The organism is Streptomyces caniscabiei (genome assembly GCF_014930365.1).
Taxonomy (GTDB): Bacteria; Actinomycetota; Actinomycetes; order Streptomycetales; family Streptomycetaceae; genus Streptomyces; species Streptomyces caniscabiei.
Window position 1 is genome coordinate 138,326 of record NZ_JABXWI010000004.1, and the last position, 15,889, is coordinate 154,214.

At 72.6% G+C, this 15,889-nt stretch carries 12 protein-coding genes; 8 read left to right on the forward strand and 4 right to left on the reverse strand.

Features of this window, described 5'->3' with window-relative positions:
* The first annotated feature begins 40 nt into the window (after positions 1-40).
* From HW837_RS12350 to HW837_RS12375, 6 genes are all read left to right on the forward strand, one after another.
* Positions 41-976, forward strand: a complete 936-nt coding sequence (locus tag HW837_RS12350) for a LysR family transcriptional regulator (RefSeq protein WP_193379760.1) — start codon at positions 41-43, stop codon at positions 974-976.
* A gap of 344 nt (positions 977-1,320) precedes the next feature.
* Entirely contained in the window at positions 1,321-1,476 is a 156-nt protein-coding gene (locus HW837_RS12355) for a hypothetical protein (RefSeq protein ID WP_179201587.1), read from the forward strand.
* Between the two features lie 92 nt (positions 1,477-1,568).
* On the forward strand, positions 1,569-3,902 hold the full coding sequence (locus HW837_RS12360) for a DUF6624 domain-containing protein (RefSeq protein ID WP_193379759.1): 2,334 nt from the start codon (positions 1,569-1,571) through the stop codon (positions 3,900-3,902).
* Entirely contained in the window at positions 3,899-5,089 is a 1,191-nt protein-coding gene (locus HW837_RS12365) for a hypothetical protein (RefSeq protein ID WP_313895480.1), read from the forward strand. Before HW837_RS12360 ends, HW837_RS12365 begins: the two co-directional genes overlap by 4 nt.
* Positions 5,086-6,369 (forward strand): JmjC domain-containing protein, encoded by a 1,284-nt coding sequence (locus HW837_RS12370; RefSeq protein ID WP_193382299.1) that lies wholly within the window; start codon positions 5,086-5,088, stop codon positions 6,367-6,369. The genes HW837_RS12365 and HW837_RS12370 overlap by 4 nt, the downstream gene beginning before the upstream one ends.
* 275 nt (positions 6,370-6,644) lie before the next feature.
* A complete protein-coding gene (locus HW837_RS12375) occupies positions 6,645-7,865 on the forward strand; it encodes an alpha/beta hydrolase family protein (RefSeq protein ID WP_193379757.1) in 1,221 nt (406 codons plus the stop codon).
* Between the two features lie 73 nt (positions 7,866-7,938).
* Here the strand turns inward: HW837_RS12375 and acnA are convergent, their stop codons facing one another.
* Positions 7,939-10,662 carry an aconitate hydratase AcnA gene (acnA, locus tag HW837_RS12380; RefSeq protein WP_390623514.1) on the reverse strand — a complete coding sequence of 908 codons (2,724 nt, stop codon included), beginning with the start codon at positions 10,660-10,662 and terminating at the stop codon, positions 7,939-7,941.
* A 356-nt stretch (positions 10,663-11,018) separates the two neighbouring features.
* Here acnA and HW837_RS12385 point away from each other — a divergent pair, with 356 nt between their 5' ends.
* Complete coding sequence (locus HW837_RS12385) at positions 11,019-11,705, forward strand: GntR family transcriptional regulator (RefSeq protein ID WP_193379755.1); 687 nt, start codon at positions 11,019-11,021, stop codon at positions 11,703-11,705.
* 62 nt (positions 11,706-11,767) lie between these two features.
* Entirely contained in the window at positions 11,768-12,298 is a 531-nt protein-coding gene (locus HW837_RS12390) for an FAD-dependent monooxygenase (RefSeq protein WP_313895481.1), read from the forward strand.
* A 74-nt stretch (positions 12,299-12,372) separates the two neighbouring features.
* Here HW837_RS12390 and HW837_RS12395 read toward each other — a convergent pair whose 3' ends face one another.
* From HW837_RS12395 to HW837_RS12405, 3 genes are all read right to left on the reverse strand, one after another.
* A complete protein-coding gene (locus tag HW837_RS12395; protein WP_045561927.1) occupies positions 12,373-12,558 on the reverse strand; it encodes a hypothetical protein in 186 nt (61 codons plus the stop codon).
* A 161-nt stretch (positions 12,559-12,719) separates the two neighbouring features.
* Entirely contained in the window at positions 12,720-15,146 is a 2,427-nt protein-coding gene (locus HW837_RS12400) for a SpoIIE family protein phosphatase (protein ID WP_045562012.1), read from the reverse strand.
* A 32-nt stretch (positions 15,147-15,178) separates the two neighbouring features.
* Positions 15,179-15,889 (reverse strand): hypothetical protein, encoded by a 711-nt coding sequence (locus tag HW837_RS12405; protein ID WP_052683107.1) that lies wholly within the window; start codon positions 15,887-15,889, stop codon positions 15,179-15,181.

Here is a 15,889-nt window from a genome sequence, read left to right on the forward strand (position 1 = left end):
TCGAGAAGAGGATCGGATTCGTGTCGATAGCCTTTTCTCCATGAGCCCTGGTCGCGGCACTGGTGGAGTGCGTGAGCCGAGCCTGCACCAGCTCCGGCTCTTCCTCGTTCTCGCCGAGGAACTCCACTTCGGACGGGCCGCAGCACGCGTCTACGTCACCCAGCCCTCGTTCAGCCAGCAGATCAGGTCGCTGGAACAGCGGCTCGGGGTCACGCTCGTCTCGCGCGGCGGGCGTGGAACGCGGCTCACCCCGGCCGGCCAAGCCCTCGCCGAGGAGGCGAGAGCGGTGGTCGACGCCATGTCCCGATTACGGCAGACCGCCGACCGCCACGCCGGAACCGCGCGGGGGCGGCTGCTGATCGGCAGCCTCGGCGCCGAAGCGGCCATGCCCCACGCCCATGCCGTCCTCGCCCACCTCCGCGAGCTCCACCCCGACCTGGAGATCGAGGTCCGCAACCTGACCTTCGTCGACATGTTCGGCGCCCTGCTCGCCGGGGAGGTCGACGCCGCGTTCCTGCGCGGCCCGCTGCCCGGCGGGATCCAGTCCCTGCGTCTGGCCAGCGAGACCCGGGTGGTCTGCCTGCCCGCCGACGACCCTCTCGCAGGCCGGGAGACCGTCACCCTGGCCGACCTCGCCGACCGCGCGGTGGTCGACATGCCCCCGGAAGTGCCTCGCGCGTGGTGGGACCACCTCACCGTCAACCCGCGCCCCGACGGCACGCCAGTGCGCTACGGCCCCGTCATCAGGGACACCGAGGCCATGGTCTTCGCCGTCACCCAGAAACAGGCGATCGCCTTCCTGCCCTCCGCGGCCCGCCACCTCTACCCGCGAACCGGAGTCACCTACGTCCACTGCCCCGAGCTGGGCGTGTCGACGGCCGAACTCGCCTGGCTCCCCGACCATCGCGACGGACCGACCGTGACCGCCCTGCGCGAGGCGGCCCACCACATCCTTGGACAGGCGCACCCCGCCTAAATCCGACCTGGGGCCCGTCCCCGCGGCTACCCGGCCACTTGGCCGGAAGGAAACCCATGTTTTCGACGAGCATCGAAAACATGGCGGTGAAGATGGCTCCCCCCGCACGATGTGCTGAAGCAGCGGCTCGACCGGCCGCTGCGGCGTTCGGAGGGGGAACCGGCTGTCATGGCCGGGCAACCGGACGATACGGGGCGATCATCGCCGTCGCGACGGGGCTTCTCCCTCACTTTGTGTGAAGGGCGCCATGGCCTGGCGACGCCGGCGTCGGCCCTGCCGGCCCGAGCCCGGCCGTGGCGCTCCACCCTCTTCCGATCACCACCTGTCGACCCAGGAGGATCACCATGACCCACATCTCGACCGCCGACACCCAGACCGGCATCAAGGCCGGGGCGTCCGCCGAGGAGGAGCTCGACCTCGTGATCGGCGAACTGGAGCAGGACATCCCCCAGCGCACGAACGCGGCCGCCAGCACCTGTGTCCGCTGGTACTGCATCTGAGGGAAGCCTCGGTCCGACCGCATCACCGGACATCGCGCAGGTGCCGCTCGGCGACGAGCGGGGCGGCACCGTTCAGGGGGAGGCACAACACCGTGATCGACGTGCTGTGGGACGCGGTACCGGCCGCCGGTTCGCGGCCCGCGGGTCCGCACGGCTCGGCCGCCGCCCGGAAGGTGGTGAAGGCGGTACGGGTGGGCACGGCGGGCCGGCTGTTCCCGCCGGTGCTGCGGGTCGCCGACGACGGTCTGCTCGTACACGACCGCTTCCTGGCCGGCGACAGCGACGCGGACGTCCTGGCTGCGGCCCTCGACTCCCCCCGATTCGCCCCCGTCGTCGCAGTGTTGGACGCCCTGGACACCTGGTGCCGGCACGCCGCTTCCCGGTACGGCACCCTGCTCGCCCCCGGTCTGCTCGACGTGACCGACGGCGCCCTCTTCGGACCGCTCGTGGCCGAGGCGTTCACCGCCTGTGCCGCCGGCGTCCCCTACGCGGCCGACGAGCAGCACAGCCTGTGGACGACGTTCCTGGACCGGTTCCTGGAGCGGGTGAGCCGCGACGTCGCCGGGCCCTGGTTCGACCGGCCCGCGCTGCGTCCGCCCCTGACGGGCATCGAGGCCCAGGGCGGAGAGACGCACAACGGCCGCGGCAGGATCCTGCGCGTGAGCCTGAGCGGCGGTGGCGTCGTCGCCTACAAGCCCCGCCCGGCCGACGGCGAACTGCTCTTCCTCGCCCCCGAGGACTCCGTGTTCGCCCTCCTCAACTCCCTGCCTCCCGTGACGGGACCGGTCGTTCTGCCCGTCCTGCGCTGTACGGCGGGCACCGGCCCCGACCGACGGGACTACACCTGGCAGGAGTGGATCGAGCCGCCCTCGCAGTGGGGCCCGATCCGCTCGGCACCCGGAAGACGGCTCGACGGCACCCGACTCGGCCGACGCCGGGCGGAACACCTGTGGCACCGGGCGGGATCCCTCGCCGCCGCGGCGTTCCGCTTCGGCATCGCCGACCTGGGCGAGGGCAACATCCTCTGCGGAACGCGTGCCGACCAGCCTGAACCCCTCCTCTACCCGGTCGACATGGAGATCTTCCTCGCGCCGCTGCCACGCCTGTACGACACCGGACTCGTCGCCGACACCGAAGCCGGGGACCACCATCACCCGGGGCTGGAGGGCCGGCCGCGGTGGTGCACCCTGGACGGACCGGTCGCCCACTTCACCGAACACCCGGACGGCGGCCTGCGGTTGACGCGCAGAAGCCGGCCCTGCGCGCGCAGCCGGACCCGCACCGTCGTCGCGGACACCCTGGGGCGTACCGGATACGGCCCCTACCTTCCGGCCTTCCTGCGCGGGATGTTCGACGCCTGGACCCTGATGTGCCGTCACCACGACGTCATCCGGTCCTTCCTGATCCGCGCCGGACGGGAGCGGCACGTCCGTGTCCTGCTCAAGCCGACGGCCGCCTACACCGAGGTGCTCGCCGACCGCCTCACCTCGACGGCACCGGGAACCACCGACGCGGGCTTCGGCCCGGAGGAGGCGGCTCAGCTCGACGTGCTGGACGCCCCCTACTTCTTCCGCTCCGCGGAGGGCGGGCCGCTGCTGCGCGCCGGACCGCCCCCCACTCCCCTGCCGGGGCCCCCGCACCCGGACTGGCCGCCGTCGGCCACCGTCCGCGACGAACGCGGCCGCGACCTGGCCGGTCTCGGCGTGGCCCTGCGGGACGCGGTGGAGTACGTGTACGACACCGTCGGGCCCGGTGATCTCCACGGGGACGGCGTCCACGTCCGGCTCACCGACCGGAACACCGGGGAGGTCGCCTTCGACTGGCCGACGGCGGGTCGCCGGATCGTCCACACCTGGGATCGCGACACGTCGAGGATCCGCACGGAAACGCCGGCGCGGCCCGCCCTCGCACGCGATGTGCGGCGGCGCCTGCTGGCGATCGACCGGGTGGACGCGGCTCTGCGTGCCCGCTGGAGCGAGTCCCGCTTCGGCGACCAGGAGACCGAGGAGAGACTGCGCGCCCTGACCGACGCGGCCGTCCGCTGGCTGGAGGACGTCGTGCGCCGGCACGGCTGGCCGGGCCGAGCCCTGGTCGGCCCGGCCGCGGCGGCCGCGGCCTGCCGGCTCCTCCAGCACGCGGAGGGGCCGGCGGACTTTCAGCACGAGTGCCTCCGACTCATCGAGCGGGCCGCCCGCGACGGGGATCTGCCCTGGCGTCAGGTGGCCTACGTGACCGACGCGCTGCGTGTCCGGGAAGGCCGGCCGCAGCTGTACGGGACCAAGTTCCGCATGCGGGAAGGGAAGCTGGAGCCGTGCCCCATCGAACAGCCCGAGCAGGTGGACGAACGTCGGCGCCGTCTGAGGATGGAGCCGCTCGCCCGGTACGCCGGCCGGCTGCACCGCCGGTACCAGCCGCAGACGGGGTGAGCGGGACCGCGTGGGACCTCTTCGCCGCCCGCCACTGGCAGCGGACACCCGTCGTGGTGCCCGCGCCGGGCGGCCCGCGCACCGTCGACGCCGACCGCGCCTACACGACGATGGTCGAGGCCGCGCGACCGTTCCGCGCCGGCACCCGTTTCCAGGCCCTGCCCGATGTCCGCTTCCACGTCGCGGACGGCCGGATCCGGGCACCGGGTGACCTGCTGCCCGGGCCGCGGGACACGACCGCCGAGCGGTACGCCGAGCGCCTCGACCAACGCCTGGCGGGACGAGGCCGGCTGTTCGTGGTGGAGCAGGGACTCATGCTCGACCCGCCGCTGTGGGCGCGGGTGCGCTCCCTGGTCACGCCCTTGTGGGAGCGGGTCGGCTGTCCCGTCCTGCCCGTCGTCGCCGAACTCGTCCTCGGCGAGGGCATCGCGGAGCGCGACGGCTCCCCGCACTCCCCCCTGATCTGGGTGCTGCGCGGCAGCCTGACAGCCACGCCCCGGGGCTCCGGGCCCGCCCTCGACGCCGGAGCGGGGGACCTGCTCCACTGGCCGGCCGACCGGCCGCACACCCTGGCCTTCGGTCCCCGCACCATGGCCCTGCGGCTCCTGGTGCCCCGCGACCCCCGACTGGCGACCGCGGCGGTCACGGCTGTCGTGGCCGGCCTGGTGCACGCGCGGCGCGACCAGGACCGTGTCCCCTACCTGCCGTACCCGCCCGTCGGCCCGCACGCGCCCGACGAGCCCTACATGCCCGACGTGCCCGACGTGCCCGAACTGGCGAGTACGGCGGAGCTGGTGCGCGAGGTGACGGCGGCGCCACGGCTCGGCCGGCTGCTGAGTGCCCTGTGGGCGCGCAGGGTCAGCGCCGCCGGTCTCGAACCCGCCCCGGACGCGCGGCCACCCGTACGCCTCTCCCCCGACGACCGCCTGCGGCCGGCGTCGGCTGTCGTCCGGATGCCCCTCGGCGACGGGCAGACATGGCTCTGGGCGGTCGACGGCCACGCCTTCTCGCTCCGCGGCACCCTCGGCGAACGCGTCCTGGGCCGCCTGCGGCAGGGCGAGACCCCCACGGTCCGCGATCTGTGCGCCGTGGCGGGCCCCGGTCACGACGAGGCCGTCGTGGCCCTGCTGGAGAAGCTGTACACGCTGCGGGGCGTGGACGTGGACGGACGGGAGAGCGACGCGTGAGCACCTCGGTGGCGGTGGAGACGGAGTTCGACTGGGCCACCTTCGCGGAGCGGTACTGGGACCGGTCGCCCGTGCTGTTCCGTGCCCTGTCGCCCGCGCCCTTCGAGGTGTCGGAGGTGTTTCGGGCGGCTGTGCACGGCAGCCCGTGCGCAGGGCCGGAGGAACGGATGCCGCCGCACGCGCAGTTGACCGTCGAGCGCGTCCAGCGCCACACCGCCGACGGCCTGCTGCCGACCGCCGAGGACGGCGGCTTCGACGGATACGACACCCGGCTGGCCACCCGTCTCGGCGGCCTGCGCTATGCCCTTGTCGTCAACGACTTCCACGCGTTCGACGCCGCCCTGTGGTCGCGTGAGCGCGCCTTCTACGCCGGCCTGTGGGAAGCGGTCGGCCTGCCCCTGACCGGCGCCATCACGACCCTGTTCCACGGCACCTACGAGCACAGCCCCGTCGGCGTCCACAAGGACCGCTTCGCCACCTTCATGTTCGGGCTCCGCGGCCGCAAGCGCATGCGGTTCTGGCCGCGCAGGCCGTGGGACGAGGCCGTCTCCACCAAGGTCGACTACACCGGCCACCTGCCCGAGTCCTTCTCCGTCGACGTGGGGCCGGGCGAGCTGCTGTACTGGCCCGCCGACTACTACCACGTCGGTGAGAGCGCCACGCCGTCCCCCGCGACCAGCGTCAACGTCGGTGTGCCCAGGGACGAGCACCACGCCGGTTACGAGGTGGAGGCCCTGATCGCCGACCTCGACCCGACCCGGCTCACCGGCCGCGGCAGCCTGGACACCCTGCTCCACGTCCCCGAGGCCGAGGTCAGCGCACCGGGCCCCGGCCCGGACGGCCTGCTGTCCCCCGTACTCCCCGAGGCGTTCGGCGGTGCGGTGCGGGCGCTCGCCGACTTCGCCCGGCCCGAGCGGACAGGCCCCCGCGTCACCACCGTCTCCCTGCGCCACCGGACGGCCGGGGGCTTCGCGCCGGCTCCGGCGGCCGCCGCGTCGCGGGCCCTCGCCGACGCCGACCGAGTGCGGACCGTGCCCGACGTGCGCGTCCTGTGGGCACCGGACGGTGACGGCGGGACGCTCTGCGCGGCGAACGGCCACCACATCCGCACCTCCCTCGGGCCCGGCGCCATGACGGCGGTGACCCAGGCGCTGACCGGACCGGGCCCGCTGCGGGTGGCCGACGTCCTGTCCCTCGTACCGTCCGGCACTCCACGCGAAGAGGCCCGCGCCCTGCTGGAGCGCCTGGAGAGCTTCCGAGTACTCCGCCGGGAGCCCTGAGCCGGACGGGACGCGTACCGGCGGTATGTGGCCAGGCTGCACGATCCGCTGCCTCTGCGGGCGGGACGACGCTCGTCGTTGCTTGGGCTCGGGCTTGGGTCGAAGGCACCCGGAGGACACCGTGGCCCGCATCGGCCCACGGGTGTAAACCCTGGGGACCCCATGTGTACATCCGTGGGCCGATGCTGCGCGGGAGGAGCCCGTGACAGCGTTCTGCTGTGCCCACGGACCCCCCATCGGGGCACGGTCGCCGATCCATCACCACGGGAGAGCCCATGACCACCACACCGTTCATCAGCCGGAACGGCATCGAGCGCCGCCGCTTACTGAGAACCGCGCTGGCTGCCGGGGCCGCCGTGCCGCTCACCGCCGTCGCCGGCCCGGCGTGGGGCCACCCAGCCGCGGCCGGTCCCGCCGCAACGCGGCTCATGCTGCCCGAGCCGACCGGGCCGTACCCGGTGGGCAGGGTCTCCCTGCACCTCGTCGACCGGTCACGCCCGGACGACATCGCGGGCCCGGGGCACTTCCGCGAGCTGATGGCCACCGTCTGGTACCCCGCCCGCAACGTCGAGCACTACCCGGTGGCCCCCTGGATGCCGGTCGGCGCCCTTCAGCCGTTCCTCGCCGACGCCGGGTTCAGCGACCTGGTCCCCGTCGCGCCGCTCACCGTCGGCCACGTGGGCGCGCCGGTGCGGCGGTCGGGCCGGCGGCTGCCTGTGGTCGTGTTCTCGCACGGCGCCCGCAGCCATCAGGGCGACCACACCGTCGTGGTCCAGGAGCTCGCCAGCCACGGGTACGCGGTGGTGACGGTGGCTCACCAGTACGACACCTACACCGAGTCCCCCGACGGCCGGGTCGCCGTCCCGCTCCGCGACCCGAAAGCACCGACGCTGCCCGGGGACTTCGCCGCCGACCTGCGCTTCGTCCTCGACTGCGTCGAGCAGCTCGCCGCCGGGCGCAATCCGGACGCCGACAGGCGGGAGCTGCCGGCCGGGCTCCTCGGCTCCCTCGACCCACGGCACATGGGCGCGTTCGGCTGGTCGAAGGGCGGCACAGCCACCGCCTGCGCCACGCTCGCGGACGACCGCATCCGCGCCGGGCTGAGCCTCGACGCCCCGATGCAGATGAACCCGCCGCTCGCCGGTGACCTGGACCGACCGTTCATGATGATGTCCGCCGAGTTCGCCCGGGCCACCCATCCCGAGGCCGCCGCGTTCTGGTCGCATCTGCGGGGCCGGCGGCTGGACATCCAGGCCCAGGGCGCCGCCCACATCTCGTACGGCGACAACGAGGCACTGTTCCCCCAGGTGGCGAAGCTGTCCGGCTGGAGCGACCAGCAGCTCCAGGACGTGATCGGCACCCTCGACCCCGACCAGGCGGTGAGGATCCAGCAGGCGTACCCGCTCGCGTTCTTCGACGAACACCTGCGCCACCGCCGGCAACACCTGCTCGACGGACCGTCCCCGGCCTTCCCGGCCGTGACGTTCCTCCCCTGAGCGTCCGTACGGTAGCGGCGAGCGCCCGCAGCACGGTCCTGCGGGCGGGCGGCAGGGGGTTCGTCGGCACCCCTCACTGGTCGGTTTCGGCTGTGTCGGCGAGCAGGCCGCGAAGGACGTAGGGCATGACTCCTCCGTGGCGGAAGTAGTCGGCCTCTCGGGGGGTGTCGAGGCGGACCCGGGCGGTGAACGCCCGGTCGTCGGAGAGGACGTGGACGGTGGACGGGATCTGGCCGGCGTCGAGGGGCTCCAGCCCGTGGACGGTGATCGTCTCGGCGCCGGTGGGAGCCAGGTCCTGAGGCCCGCCGTCGAGGAGTTCGAGCGGCAGGACGCCCATGGCGATGAGGTTCGACCGGTGGATGCGTTCGAAGGACTGCGCGATCACCGCCCGGACCCCCAGCAGCGCGGGCCCCTTGGCAGCCCAGTCACGCGAGGACCCGCCACCGTAGTCCCGGCCCGCCACGACGACCATGGGGACGCCGGCCTCACGGTAGGCGGCCGCCGTGTCGTGGATCGTGCTCTCGCGGCCGCCCTGGAGGAAGTTGAGGGTCCGGCCGCCACGGGTGCCGGGAGCGACCTGGTTGCGGAGCCGGACGTTGGCGAACGCGCCCCGCATCATCACCTGGTGGTTGCCGCGCCTGGAGGCGTAGGTGTTCAAGTCCCCTCCGGATACGCCGAGTCCGGCGAGATGGCGGGCCGCCGCGCTGGAAGCGGTGATGGCGCCGGCCGGGGAGATGTGGTCGGTGGTGACCTGGTCGCCGAGTTTGACCAGCACCCGCGCCCCGGTGATGTCCTTGACGGCCTCCGGCTCTCTGGTCATACCGTCGAGGTAGGGCGGGCGGCGGATGTACGTGGAGTCCTCGTCCCAGGCGAAGCGGTCGGTCGCGGGCACGCTGATGTCCTGCCAACGCCGGTCACCGTCGAAGACGTGTCCGTAGGCGTCGGTGAACATCGCCGCGTCGATGCTCCCGGCCATCACGGCCTCGATCTCGGCGGGGTCGGGCCGGATGTCGTGCAGGAAGACTGGATCGCCCTGCGCGTCGTGGCCGAGGGGTTCGGTCGCGAGGTCGATGTCCATGGTGCCGGTGAGGGCGTAGGCGATGACCAGGGGCGGGGACGCCAGGTAGTTCATGGCCACCTCCGGCTGGATGCGCCCCTCGAAGTTGCGGTTGCCGGAGAGCACGGACACCACCGTCAGCCCGGTGTCGGCTATCGCCTCGGACACCGGGGAGATGAGCGGGCCGGAGGCACCGATGCAGGTCATACAGCCGAACCCGGCCAGGTGGAAGCCGAGGGCCTCCAGGGCGGGGAGGAGACCGGCCCGCCGGTAGTAGTCCATGACGACCCGTGAGCCGGGGCTGAGGGTGGTCTTGACCCAGGGCCTGCTGCGCAGTCCCGCCCGGACGGCGTTGCGGGCCAGCAGCCCGGCGCCCACCATGACCGCCGGATTGGAGGTGTTGGTGCAGGAGGTGATGGCGGCGATCGCCACCGCTCCGTCGCGCAGCTCGTGCGCGGTGCCGTCGATGACGACGGTGGCCGTGGTGGCCGTGGTGGCGGGCCTGGCGGTGGCAGCCGTCGTGGCGATCGGGGCGGTGGTGGCCGTATCGCCGTCGGTGTTCTGCTTCCGCAGGGACGCGACGGCCCTGCGGAAGCGGGACTTGGCCTGGTCCAGCGGGACGCGGTCCTCTGGGCGGGAGGGCCCGGCGAGCGAGGGAACGATCGTGGACAGATCAAGGTCGACCGTGTCGGTGAACCGGGGCGGGCTGCCGGGTCGGTGCCACAGACCCTGCTCCTTGGCGTACGCCTCGACCAGCGCGACCTGGGCCTCGGATCGCCCGGTGAACCGCAGATAGCGCAGGGTCTCGTCGTCGACGGGGAACAGCGCACAGGTCGAGCCGAACTCGGGGCTCATGTTGGCGACGGTGACGCGGTCGGCGACCGGCAGCGTGGTGACGCCTGTGCCGTGGAACTCGACGAACTTCCCGATGACTCCGTGCGCGCGCAGCAGTTCGGTGAGGGTGAGCACCAGGTCGGTGGCCGTGGTCCCGGCGGGCAGTTCCCCGGTCAGGCGTACGCCGACGACGTCCGGGACGAGAGCGGACATGGACTGACCGAGCATCGCGGCCTCGGCCTCGATACCGCCGATGCCCCAGCCGAGTACGCCGAGTCCGTTGACCATGGTGGTGTGCGAGTCCGTGCCGAGGCACACGTCCGGGAACGCGAGGCCGTCCTCGACCATCACCACCCGGGCGAGGTGCTCCACATTCACCTGGTGCATGATCCCCGTGCCCGGGGGGACGACCGCGAACTTCTTCAGCGACGACTGTCCCCATCTGAGGAAGCGGTACCGCTCGCCGTTACGGGCGTACTCCAGCTCCACGTTGCGGGCCAGCGCGTCGGAGCGGCCGAAGACGTCGGCGATGACCGAGTGGTCGACGACGAGTTCGGACGCGATGACGGGATCGACCAGGGAGGGATCGCCGCCGAGGGCGGTCATGGCGTCGCGCATGGCGGCGAGGTCGACGACCGTGGGTACCCCGTTGGTGTCGTGCAGGAAGACACGCGAGGCGTACAGGTCGACCGGTGTCCGCGAGGCCCCGCGCGCCAGGATCGCCCGCGCCTGGTCGTCGCCCCGGCTCGTGCCGTCGTGGAAGCGCGCCACGTTCTCCAGCAGGATCCGCAGACTGACGGGAAGGTCGGCGGGGGCCAGCCCGGCTATGCGGTGGTACGAGAGCGACTGGCCGGCGACGTCGAGGCGCGCCCGGGTGCCCAGCGCGTCGAGCCCGGATCCCGCCAGGTGGTTACGGCCCATCAGATTGCCTCCGCGCGGCGGACGAGTCGGGGAGGTCCCCGAGGAAGAAAGGGACGAACGCCGCGTGGCCGGCGCCGACGACACGTTCGGTCCACGGACGGCCGGGCCGCGGGTCTCCCTGCGGAGCGCCGGCCCCTGCCGTGAAAACACTGACGGTTATAACCTATGACGTCAACCCTGGTGTGCAGCATCGCACTCCGCAGACCGGGACTGATTCCCGCAAGCGGCGCCTTCGGAGCGCCCGAGAGGGCATTCGACCAGACCCCGCGACGTAGAATGCTCACTGGCATCCCCAGCATCGACTCTGTAGGTTATAACCATCGACTTCCAGAGGGGACCGTATGTCGCAGCCGGTTGAGGCTTTCGAGACGAAGAGCGACTTCGCCTACCGTCAGGTCCGCGACCGGATCCTCTCCGGGGAGCTGGAGCCCGGCTCGGTGATCCAGCAACGGGAACTCGCGAGCTTCATCGGCATCAGCACCACGCCGCTGCGCGAGGCACTGCGCCGCCTCAAGAGCGAGGGGCTGGTCGAGCTGGACGCCCACCGGGACGCCCGCGTCTCACCGTTGCGGGCCGAGGAGGCGCGCGATCTGCTGGAGCTCCGGCGGTCCCTCGACCCCTTGGCCGCCTCGCTGGCCGCCGAACGGCGCACCAACGCCGACATCCGGGCCATCCGCGCGGCGGCGGAAGGCCTGGCCCCGCTGCATCCGCAGCCGAGCGTCGCGCAACTGGTGGCACACCGCCGCTTCCACGCCGCCGTCTACACGGCCTCCCACAACGACCTGCTGATCGCGGCACTGGAGGGACTGTGGGACAAGTCCGACCGCTATCGCCTCCTGGCGCTCCGTACGGACCCGGGGCAGGACGCCCGGGACCAGAAGGCCAAGGAGCATGAGGCACTCGTCGAATGCGTCGCGCTGGGAGACGGCACCGGGGCGGCGGAGATCATGCGCAAGCACATCGACACCAGCCTCGGAGCGACAGCGGTGTGGCGGCTCGGCCACCGCGAATCGGCCGACGGGACCTGATCGCCGCAGTCGACGGCCGGGGTGATCGACCGCGTGGATCCGGCCCCGATGGGCTGACTCCCGTGTCTACGCGCCCGCTTGCCGGCCTTCGCAACACCGAACTCAGGATCGCCTTCGGCTTCGAGTCCGCCCCCCTCGCACACGACCTCCGCGCACACGACCTCCGCGCACACGACCTCCGCGACGGCGGCGGCCTTCGGCAGCTCGTCGTGGACAAACTCGCGTCGCTACGGTGGGAAGGGGCCCGCCTGGCCGAGGCCGCCCGGAAGGCGCCCGACTTCTACTGCGACGCCATGGCCCAGATCCGCATGACCGCGTGGTCGCGGGGCCGGGTGACCCTGCTCGGAGACGCCGGCTACTGCCCCTCCCCCCTCTCGGGGCAGGGCACCAGCCTGGCCCTCGTGGGCGCCCACGTGCTGGCCGACTGCCTTGCCCAGGCCGACGGCGACCATCGCATCGCCTATGCCCGCTACGAGCGGCGCATGCGCCCCTTCGTCACCCTCAACCAGGACCTGGCCACCGAGAATCCCGGCGGTCCCGCCTCGGAGGAATCCGTCGCACACGCCAAGAACGCGCTCTCACTGGACAGTTGACACCGCGTCCGCGCGGACATCGCGGGTCGTCGATACTCCTCCCTCCCTGACTCGGGGGTTTCGACCGAGGGTTCTCACAGACCGGAGGAAGGAGCCTTCGGACCGGGGAGGTCCAGCGGTGCGCTCGGGTAGAACCCGGTCGACCTGCGCATCACCTGGTCCAGGTCACGGCGTATGCGTTCGGCCTCGCCCCGTACCTGGGCGGGGATGTCACCGCGCTCGTCGACAAGGCGGCTGAAAATGGGGGTCTCCTGGAACACGGCGGAATCTGCTCTCTGTCTGGCTTGCCGGGCGGCGGTACGGAGCCCGTGCGGTGGTTGCAACTTCGTCGAGGCCGATAGCAGGCCACGCACGACACCCTACGGCGAGGCACTGACAGCGCGTGCGGCCGGACATCCCCTGAGCCGCGGCAAGGGGTCGGTCACAGCCCGGGGGATGTCAGTTCGACCGGTTCCGGGCCGGCCGAATCCACCTCGGTCGGCAGAGCCTGCTCGCACCAGATCGTCTTGCCCGTCGAGGTCTGCCGTGTCCCCCACCGCTGCGTCAACTGGGCCACGAGCAGCAGACCCCGGCCTCCCTCGTCGAACACCCGCGCCCGCCGCATATGCGGCGCCGTGCTGTTCGCGTCCGAGACCTCGCAGGTCAGCACGTGGTCATGGATCAGTCGCAACTGGATCGGGGGGACGCCGTACCGGATGGCGTTGGTGACCAGCTCGCTGACCACCAGTTCGGTCACGAACGCGGCCTCCTGCAGACCCCAGGACACGATCCTGTTCACGCTCTCCGAACGCACCCGTGACACGGACGCCGCGTCCGCCGACACGTCCCACGCCGCGACCCGCCGCCCGTCCAGCGCCTGTGTCCGCACCAGCAACAGCGCCGCGTCGTCCGCGGGTCCGTCCGGCAGTGCCGTCCTCACCACGTGTTCGCACAGGTCCTCCAGCGAGTCGACGGGCGCGGTCAGCGCCGTGCGCAGCACCGTCAGCCCCGCTTCCACGTCGTGCTGCCGGGACTCGATCAGGCCGTCGGTGTACAGCGCCAGCAGACTCCCCGGCGAGAGCGTCACCTCCACCGACTCGAACGGCACGCCTCCCAGGCCGAGCGGGGGTCCGGCCGGGAGCTCCAGGAAGTCGGCCGTCCCGCCGGGTGCCACGAGGACAGGTGTCGGATGACCGGCCCGGGCGAGCGAACACCGCCCTGACACCGGGTCGTAGACCGCGTACAGACATGTGGCGCCGGTGTCCGCGGCCGGATCGTCCTCCCGGCCGCTCCCCGACTCCGCGGACAACTGGATCACCAGGTCGTCCAGACGGGTCAGCAACTCGTCCGGGGTCGGATCGACATCCGCGAGCGTACGCACGGCCGTCCTGAGCCGGCCCATCGCCGCGGCCGCGTGGATTCCGTGCCCGACGACGTCCCCGACGACCAGCGCCACCCGCTCGCCCGAGAGACGGATCACGTCGTACCAGTCGCCCCCGACGCCGATGCTCGGTGACGCGGGCAGATAGCGCGAGGCGACCTGCACCGCCGACTGGTACGGCAGCCGCTGCGGAAGCAGGCTCCGCTGAAGCGCGAGTGCCGCCGCCCGCTCACGGGTGAACCGCCGCGCGTTGTCCAGGCACACCGCCGCCCGGGCCACCAGGTCCTCGGCCAGGGAGAGGTCGTCGGGCTCGAAGGGCTCGGGGCTCTCACGGGTTCGGGTGAGCATGACCACGCCGAGCGTCGTTCCCCGGGCCCTGACCGGCACCAGCATCCAGGAGTGCGTTCCGAACCGGGCGATCTTCGCCTGCCGGGCCGGGCTCAGGGCCGCCCAGGCGCGGATCACCGGGTCCTCGGTGCGGTACATCATCGAGCGCCCGCTGGCCAGGCACAGCGCCGCGGGTGAGTTGGCGAGATAGACGTCGGAGTCGCCGGCGGTGGTCTGTGCCTCCAGAACGCCCTCGAACAGGTTCAGCTCCGCGATCCGGCGCAGCCGGACGGCCCCGGCGATCGGCCCGGGAGCGGGCTCGTCTCCCCTCAGGAGGGCCTCCAGCAGGTCCACGCGGGCGAAGTCGGCGAACCGGGGCACCACCACCTCGGTCAGCTCCCGGCCGGTCCGGGTCACGTCCAGGGTGCTGCCGATGCGGACGCTCGCGTCGTTCAGCAGGGCCAGGCGCTCCCGGTCGCGACTGGCGCGGGTGACGTCCGTGACGGTGGTGCAGACGCCGAGCGTCTGTCCTCGGTCGTCGCGCAGCGGGGTCGCGGAGACGCCGAAGACCCGGGAGGGGGCGGCCTCGGGGACGATGCTGCCCTTGATCTCGTCGGCCTGTTCCTCGCCCGTCAGCAGGACCCGCCGTACCCGCTCCTCCCACGCCGCCACGTCCGGGCCGGCCAGGATGTCGGTGAGACGGCGCCCGCGTCGTTCCTCGTCGGAGAGTCCGGTCAGGCGGCGCATCCGCTCGCTCTGCCACACACAGCGCAGGTCGGTGTCGTAGACCGTGAGCGCCATCGGCGAGGCCTCGAGGGTCCATGTGGACAGCGCCTCGCGCTCCCGTAGCCCGAGCCCGGTCGGTGGCGGGCCGACCACCAGGATCGAAGCGGGCCCCGACGCGCGCCCGGCCGCGTCGGCGGCCAGTGGGTAGCTGGAGACCGGCAGCGTCAGCAGGCTGCCGTCCCTGTGCCGCACCGGGAGTACCAGGTGGCGTTCCTCGGCGCCCTCGGCGTCCTTCAGCCCCAGCAGCTCCGCGACCGGCTGCCCCACGGCCTCCGCGGCCGTGTGGCCCAGCAGGCGTTCCGCCCCGGGGCTCCACCCGGCGATCAGCCCGCGTCGGTCGGTCGCGACCAGTCCGGGGACGCGCAACGTGCCCATAGCGTCCAGCGTGGTGCCCGAGATGCCCATTATCAACCCGTACGGTCACCGCCCTCCGACGGGGCTCGGTCCGTGAGCGCCGAGCGCCGCGGGCCGTGGTCGAGCCCGGCGCAGGTGGCGAGCGCCCGGCCGATCGCGCGGCCCGTTCCGGTGAGCAGCCGGTCGTAGGTGACGGACAGGACCAGTCGGAGCGTCCGCTCGGTGTCGAGGCAGAACCAGGAGCCGACGGTCCGCAGTCCGTGCGGGGTGAGCCGCCACAGCTTGTCGGCGTCCTTGACGACCGCGTCGTCGGCGTCGAGGGCGTACCGCCGGGTGTCGTGGCCGTCGACGATCTCCATGATCCGCGCGGTGACGTCCTGCGGGTACCCGACGTCGGTGAGGATGCGGTGGGCGATGGCGGCGCCCTCGGTCTCGTGTCTGCGGACCGTCTCGGGGTCGTGGGAGCCGGGGGCGATCGCGGGCAGGATGCGCGCCGGGTCGACGGTCTTCCAGCCGGTGTCGTGCAGCAGGATCGCGGGGAGCACCACGTCGGCGCGGGCCTGCGGCTCCGCGGTCAGCAGCGCGCCCGCGAGGCCGTAGGAGTGGAGCGAGTGCACGTCGTTGTCCCGTACGTCGAGATACGGCAGGGCTCGGTGCCAGATCTCCTGGTCGACCCCGGTCAGGCGGGGCAGTGCGGGCACCTCGTCCGCCGGCGGGATCAGCGACGGGGTGAGCGGGAGGACGGGAAGCGGTGTGGGGGGCAT